The sequence below is a fragment of the Nocardioides sp. P5_C9_2 genome, from assembly GCF_054049555.1.
Window position 1 is genome coordinate 1 of the sequence record NZ_JBFUMD010000715.1, and the last position, 1263, is coordinate 1263.

General features: G+C 71.3%; 1 protein-coding gene. It reads right to left on the reverse strand.

Annotated features, from left to right (window positions below):
* On the reverse strand, positions 1 to 1263 hold a 1263-nt coding region (locus tag ACXJKL_RS21240), incomplete at both ends, for a PKD domain-containing protein (protein ID WP_457208974.1).

Genomic DNA, 1263 nt, shown 5'->3' on the forward strand with positions numbered 1-1263 from the left:
ACCGAGGCCGGCAGGGTGAAGGCGGTGGTCGCGCTGGACCGGTMGGCCCAGTAGGACACGACCCACGAGCCGGCCGGCGCGTCCACCGTCGGCGTCCGGTGCCCGGTCCGGTTGACGGTCTCCACGAGGTCGGCGTGGACCAGGGCGCCGGCACGGACCCCGGAGTAGGCCGCCAGGGTCATCGTGTACTTGGCGGCGGCGTCCAGGGGGACCGTGACGCGTCGGCCCGCGTCGGTCGAGGTCGCGACCTTCGTGTAGACCCGGGTCTGCATGGTCCCTGCGGTGGTCGTGTCGAGCACGGTCCAGTCGGTCACGCCGGTGGGGGCCGAGAGCACCCGGTTGTTGGCGTTGACGCTCAGTGCCAGCACGAGACGGTCGCCGGCAGCCACGGTCGTCGGTGTCGTGACGTTGGGCGTGCTGAGGTTGCCCTGCGTGACGGCGCCGCCGACGTAGGAGACGGTGCTCGCCGTGGGCGCGGCCACGACCGACCGGGTCGACGCGACCTCGTCGGTGGCTCCGTCGTCGTCGGTGACGACGAGGGTGGTCGTGTAGGTGCCGGGCTGCGCGTAGGCGTGGGTCGGCGTGACGCCGGTGCCGGTGGTCCCGTCGCCGAAGTCCCACGTCCGGTCGGCGACCACGCCGTCGCTGTCGCTCGACGTGGTGGCGTCGAACCGGCAGGACAGGAAGTCGCAGCTGGCACTGAAGTCCGCGACGGGCGCGACGTTCGGCTTCACGACGGACACCTGGCGCGTGACCGTCGAGGTGAGCCCACCGTCGTCGGTGACGGTGAGAGTCACGTCGTAGGTGCCCGTCGCGGTGAAGTCCTTCGACGGAGCCGGGCCTCCGGCACCGTCGCCGTCGCTGAAGGCCCAGTCCCAGGACTGCACGGAGCCGTCCGCGTCGGCCGACCCACCACCGTCGAAGGTGCAGGTGAGGCCCGTGCACTGGGAGGTGAACGAGGCCGACGGCGCCTGGTTGGGGAGCACGGAGGCCAGGAAGAGGGCCCTGCCGCGCCAGTCCGTGGTGGCGTCGGCCACCGACGAGGTCCCGGTGGGTGCGCCGTTGGCGAAGCCGATCTTCAGCAGCTGTCCGGTGGTCGAGCTGACGACGTACAGGGTGGCGCCGTCCAGGAACATCCCCTTGGTGCTGCTCCAGGCGATGTTGCCACCGGTCACCGTGTTCTCGATGCCGCCGATGACGCCGCTGTCGGGGGAGAACCACCGCCAGTACAGCGAGCTCTGGCCGGTGCGCGTGTAGTACATC